Annotated in this window: 5 protein-coding genes and 1 tRNA gene; 2 read left to right on the plus strand and 4 right to left on the minus strand. The window is 41.7% G+C overall.

Annotation, left to right across the window (positions count from 1 at the left end; genetic code table 11):
* Nucleotides 1-529: 529 nt before the first annotated feature.
* Nucleotides 530-1,066, minus strand: a complete 537-nt coding sequence (locus H6G28_RS24470; RefSeq protein ID WP_190674959.1) for an outer membrane beta-barrel protein — start codon at nt 1,064-1,066, stop codon at nt 530-532.
* Between the two features lie 470 nt (nt 1,067-1,536).
* Between H6G28_RS24470 and H6G28_RS24475 the strand changes: the two genes are divergently transcribed.
* Nucleotides 1,537-2,484, plus strand: a complete 948-nt coding sequence (locus H6G28_RS24475) for an ADP-ribosylglycohydrolase family protein (protein ID WP_190674962.1) — start codon at nt 1,537-1,539, stop codon at nt 2,482-2,484.
* Nucleotides 2,485-2,603: 119 nt separating this feature from the next.
* Here the strand turns inward: H6G28_RS24475 and H6G28_RS24480 are convergent, their stop codons facing one another.
* From H6G28_RS24480 to H6G28_RS24490, 3 genes are all read right to left on the minus strand, one after another.
* Entirely contained in the window at nt 2,604-3,599 is a 996-nt protein-coding gene (locus H6G28_RS24480) for a transposase (protein WP_190674977.1), read from the minus strand.
* Between the two features lie 14 nt (nt 3,600-3,613).
* The gene (locus H6G28_RS24485; RefSeq protein WP_190591452.1) at nt 3,614-4,477 is read right to left on the minus strand and encodes a hypothetical protein; all 864 of its coding nucleotides are present in this window, start codon (nt 4,475-4,477) and stop codon (nt 3,614-3,616) included.
* Nucleotides 4,478-4,655: 178 nt separating this feature from the next.
* On the minus strand, nt 4,656-5,315 hold the full coding sequence (locus H6G28_RS24490; RefSeq protein ID WP_190591453.1) for an Npun_F0813 family protein: 660 nt from the start codon (nt 5,313-5,315) through the stop codon (nt 4,656-4,658).
* A 335-nt stretch (nt 5,316-5,650) separates the two neighbouring features.
* Here H6G28_RS24490 and H6G28_RS24495 point away from each other — a divergent pair.
* A tRNA-Arg gene (locus H6G28_RS24495) sits at nt 5,651-5,723 on the plus strand.
* The last annotated feature ends 298 nt before the right edge of the window (nt 5,724-6,021 follow it).

Consider the following 6,021-nt stretch of genomic DNA (forward strand, 5'->3'; position numbering starts at 1 on the left):
AGTATTCTCAATAAAGCAGGGATGAAACCCAAGACTAAGTTTTTGGCTCAGTGATTCCCGGTAATTCGGTCGGAAATATGAGGAATACGACAATTGTAACACGGCGAAAAGCCGGCTTTGTCGATAGTTTTACACTTAACAAAACCAGCATATAGAAGTAGGTGGTATAAATCAACTTTAAGTTTGTTGGTTTTCGCTGACTTTTACGGATAAAGTCTGATATTCCCTCAACCTGCAAAGTTCAACAACAACATTCACCATGTTGAACTGGAATTATCCCAACATCCTTAAGTATGAGTTGATAGCTAATAAATCTTTATTTTCTAACATTTGTAAATGTTAGGATTACTCCCCAAAATTACATCTATTGAAAAATTAACTTCTCACTTCCGAGAGAGTTATGGGATTAATATTTGATTTGGGAAAAAAATCAGTACACCCAGAGCAGGCTTCTTTCCTACTCCCTACGCCCCATTCCCTACTCTCTGCTTACACAACTAGATTCAGGAATCAAACCATATTCCTATAGTTATTTAAAACGATAGCCAATACCACCGTTGATGCTAACAGCAGAAGCCGGACTATCTTGATAAGCTCGTAGTCCAACTTTGGCATTTGTGTAAATCAAGAAATTATTCGCCACTTCTGATTCGACACCAGCACCCAGCACGACAGCATCTCTATTACCTAAAGGACTGGGTGAACCATCTTTTTCAACAAAAGAATAACCACCAGTGACATAAGCATTAGTTCTATTAGCAATAGGCACGTCTACGGAAAGTTCTGGGATGATAGCACTCGTCTTATCACTCCAAAGCACATTACCCCGTGCAGAAACTGGAAGGCTGCCTAATTTGACTCTACCTGTGAGATTACCACCAACGTTAGCTGCATCGTTGTTGAGTCCGCCATTAGTCACGCCTGCTGCCACACCAGCACCAATGTAACTAGCATCAGTTCCTTTTTTATCTTGAGCCGCAGCTTGTCCTGCATTCATCATCAAAGGTGCAATAACTAAAGAAGACAATGCTGAAATTGCTACGAACGACCGAAGTAAACCTTTCATAATTTTGTTCAATTTTGTGATTTTTTACTGTTATTTACTAGGTCGTAAATTGTGTACGAAAGTTCCGAATAATTTTTAATCTCTAGAAAAAGGTTGTTACGATTGATGCCCAAAAGCTGATAGTAGATTTACTATTTTAGCTTGCATAAAATTTGCCAATATTCGCAGCAAGATTTATTTCAACCGGAACTTTTGCGAGTAGTCGCTTAAAAAACTGGCACAGAAACGCAAGAAAAGTTAATTTTTTCTTACATGAGTGATGCAATCAAAATTGATAATTTTGTAATTTCTCCTAATGCCTAATAATTGCTTGTAGCAGTAATAGCAATAAGCTATGGCAGAAATATATAAAGTAAATTCAGCAGAATTCAGTACCCAGAGGCGATTATCAGGGTTGAGTGTGATTTATGGATATTGGGCTGCTTGTGTTCTGGCTGTGAAATTTTGGCAATTTTCGTGGAGATGGCATAATGCAAACCGCTACACAAACATTGTCTGGTTTGATGGGTTTATGTGTCGGTGATGCCTTGGGTGTGCCTGTGGAGTTTACAAGCCGCGCTGAACGTATGAAATTCCCTGTCACGAAGATGCTGGGTTACGGCACATGGCATCAACCACCGGGAACTTGGTCTGATGATAGTTCCCTAACATTTTGCTTGGCAGAAAGCCTTTGTCGAGGGTATTCTTTGGATGCCATAGCTTTGTCTTTTTGGCGGTGGTATAAGCAAGCTTACTGGACTCCCAGAGGGGAAATATTTGGCATCGGACAAAGTACTCATGCGGCTATTATGCGAATTAATCAAGGGGTTCCACCTTTAGAGGCTGGGGGAACGAGCGAGATGAGTAATGGTAATGGTTCTTTGATGAGAACTTTACCGATGGCTTATTGCCATCAAACCTTAGATTTCCCGGAATTGATTTCGCGGGTGCATCAGGTGTCTTGTATTACCCATGCTCATGTGCGATCGCAAATGGCCTGCGGCATTTATACTAGTATCGCCATTGAACTGCTGCAAGGCGCTAATTTACCCACAGCTTACACTCAAGGCTTAGAAAAAATTCAACCTATTTATTCTGCACCGCAATTCCTAGAAGAAATGCCCCATTTTGCTAGAGTATTCAGTGGTGACATTGCCAGCTTACCAATTGAAGAGATTAAATCTGGCGGCTATGTCATTGAAACCCTAGAAGCATCGTTATGGTGTTTATTAAATAGCTCATCCTATGCAGAAGCAGTGTTAAAAGCTGTAAATTTGGGCGGACATACAGATACAACTGCGGCTGTCACCGGTGGGTTAGCGGGAATTTACTATGGTATTGAGGGCATACCTCAACTTTGGGTAAATCAAGTTGCTCGCAAACAAGACATTGTGAATTTAGCGAAGCGTTTTACTGCTGCTGTTTACACGCACAATTGAGGGGTTTAGGGGTATGGGGTGTAAGGGTATAGGTGAGAAAGTAGATGTTTCAGACTATGGTTTGGTTTTTCAGTTTTTCCCTTACACCCCTATGTTTCTTGAAAGTTGATTCCGTTGTCTTAAAGTGCAGACAAAGAGTAGACTTGACCATCAATTAACAGGCGGGTGATGCCTTTAGCTTGGAGGTGAGTCCGTGCCTTGTGTAGCATTCTACTATCAGGAACTTTAATCACGCGATCGCGCTTTGTCGAGAAACGTTTGGCTACGCGATGGTTATCAAATATCGGCAAAGTGCGCTGCTGAGTTTCCAGAGTTGGAATTTGCCCTAAATCACCAAAATCCTTGAGTGGTCTGGTAATTAGCTCGGCGGAACGGTCAATTACCAAATAACAAGTTCTCGGTAAATTCGCCGCCGACAATGGTAAAACTTGGACTGGTGCTTCACCTAACCTGCGTCTTGTAACTAACGGTCTTGGCTCATCAAAGTAATCGTCATCCTCCTCGTAATCATCATCATCTAAATCGTCATCATCTAAATCATCGTCTAGATCATCTAAATCTTCAGACTCATCGAGCAGTTCTTCGCCCAAAATATCGGCAAAAGCCACAACTTTGGGACGTTCCTCATCCAGTATTGGGCTAGGAATGCTGGCAATTTCTGGTGGTGGTTCTGGCGCAATGTCGGCTTTTTTCACCAATTTTGGCTTTGGTTTTTCTGTAGTTGCCGAGGAACGCCGCCGCACTCTTCTAATACCAGAATTTGAGTCTTCATCATCTTCTGGTTCTAATGCTGCTTCAATGACTGGCTCTTGTGACTTGAGCTTGGGCAATTCTATAGGCTTGCTTTCGCTCTGAGGAGGTTCAATTTCTGGCTCTTTTGGTACCAGCAAAGGCAACTGCTCATAATTTACCTGCGCCCTACCTTCAGGAGTCCGAGCCGCGCGTTTCAACGAAACTAAGTATTCGTACTCATCCTCTGGTAAGGTACTTTTGAGCAGACGACTGATGGTTGAGTTGCTCACGTCATAACGTTCTGCTAAAGTCGAGGTCGTTTCAGCAGTTTCTCGATATAACTTAAGAATTTCTTGTTTATCTGATTCTGTTAGTTTTCTCACGGTAGACACCAAATCTAAGTTCGTTTACGTCCACGCTCCCGGCGAGTCCGGCTCAATGATGCGTCATGTTCTAGGACTGCGCCCATACCAAATAACACTCCACTAAATACCCAAAACACTTCTAATATGTCTCCACTTTGATAATTATCCCCTTGAGCGAATTTAAACCACATATCTGCAATGTAAAGCGAAAATGCGGCCGCTGCAATCATTCGCCAAGATTGAGCTACTCGTCCACCCCAAAAAGCTAAGAGTAAGGTTGTCGCAATAATCAGCAACAATACATCGCTCACGATGTAAAACCAATTCAAAATTGTGGCTAGTAGTCCTGTTGGTATTTCTGTTGTTGTTTTTGGTTGCATTGAAATCCACCATGCCACCAAACTACCAAACACTCCTATGGCAGCGACAATCAGCCATTGCCATTTTTCGAGATTAATGCGTCTTGATGCCACAGCTAAAATCATGCCTACGCCCAGGGAAATATAAGTCAATACAAAAAATACATCGCCAATGGATACATCCGGTTCTTTTTTTAAAACTATTTCTGTATAGCCAAAAAATATCCCTCCCAGGAAATAAGAAAGCATACCAATGGCAATTGCCAACCACACATTTCGACTACTGACGATTTGGGGGCTACGCCAATTCCTTAAGCATAAAATACCAGCACCCAAGTAAGCTAACGCTTCAAAAATATTTGTGCCAATTACATACCACTCGGCACGACTTTCTTCGCCGTTGGCTCCTGGAATTTTAGCACTAAATAGCAAAAAATATAATAGTGCCGCTACCGCCCAGGTAATTCCGGCCAAGATAATATTACGATTACTGAATATAGATTTAGAACGCAGAGAATTGTTGTAAGAGCTACTCATAGGGATTGACTATGTATATGCACGCTGGAAGGTTGGAAGTTTGAAGTCTGAAGGATAAAGTGAGAATTTATGGGTATGTGCCTTGGTTGCTATGGAAGCAGAAAAGCTTTTTTTGCAATAATTCAGGGTATAAGTGAGTTTTTCAGGCTTCATACTTCATAATTCATGCTTTTGCTGGCTATTGCCAGAGTTTATTGAGGGAAGATTGGTTGAGCCAGGAAATAAATAGCGATCGCTCGCCTTCTGCCATATCCTGTAACCTATCGGCTACTTTATTGGCAAAGTTGGCATTACCAAAATAAGTTTTCCCTAGCTTGTGCAGTTCCTGTAAAAACGTAGTTACATGATTTTCTTGCCAAGCTGGAAGTTTGGTATCTTCTAAGGGATCTATGGTGACTAAATGCTTAACAGATTCGGGGGAAGAAGCTTCAGGAAATTTCTGCTGTCGAAAAACTTCCCCCATATCTTTTTCAAATAATGTTAATTGACGAGCGCCTAAAAACTCTTCAATATCTAGATGCACCGCTTGTAACAGCAAGATACTAGCTTGAATCAGTATGTCTGTCTTACCATGACCACCAGTATCACTATCTAGCTGTTCTAAGCGGATTTTACCCCAGATGCTAAAACGATCTGGCTCTTCTAGTAAGACACAAGCTTTACCGCGATTATCTGTCAAATCTCTCCACAAGGCGCGAGCTTCTTCTTCTTGATTAGCTTTAAACAAACTAATCAACCGAAAGGTTTGCCCCTGATAATGGAGGATCGGCACTTGCTGATCCCTTTTTGGGTGCTGAATGCTTGATATTTCAACATCCTGCCGTTTGAGAATAAACATGGCACGCTAAAATCACTCCTCACAGGGGCTTTGTGGATATGCGATCTATAATCTGATTTAGTAACATCGCCAAGAGTGCGATTACTTAGTAAGTGTTTCAGGTCAGTGGCGCGATCGCTCTTTAGCCACCCTAGTGTAAGCTACCCAAAGGATATCTCCACTAAAATGCAAATAACTCGCCTTGACCACTCAATATAGCTAATCAATAACTGATTTGCTTTGTTCGACTAGCATCTTAGCCTTGCTATCGCAAATCTGCAATTTTTGATTGCTTCTTAGGGGCAATAACGATATAATTGTATTGATGGCTCTCATAAAAGCCACTATTTTGTCTTGGGCGCGTAGCTCAGTGGATAGAGCAATTGCCTTCTAAGCAATCGGCCGCAGGTTCGAGCCCTGCCGCGCTCGTTTAAATTTAAATACCAAATGTTAAGTTAAGTTATTACTCAGAGTTAAAATTACTGGGGTATTTCCGCTTCAGTGTCAAAAGCTGACGTTGATTTTACCAACAAAAACTGCTACGAATTATCCCAAGATGCTCTTTCTTTCATCTCTCTTTAGGTAGAGTTTATTCATAGCTCAAAGTGAAGGTAGTGAAGTACCTACAGCGACCTTCGGTACACTGTAGGCTTCCTGTCTCGCTTGCCACTGCTCTGTTAGGAACATTGTTAAACAATGTGCGTTACCAAAAACGCTCCGAGTCTTA

This window comes from Nostoc sp. FACHB-190, from assembly GCF_014696905.1.
In the GTDB taxonomy this organism is placed as follows: Bacteria; Cyanobacteriota; Cyanobacteriia; order Cyanobacteriales; family Nostocaceae; genus Nostoc_B.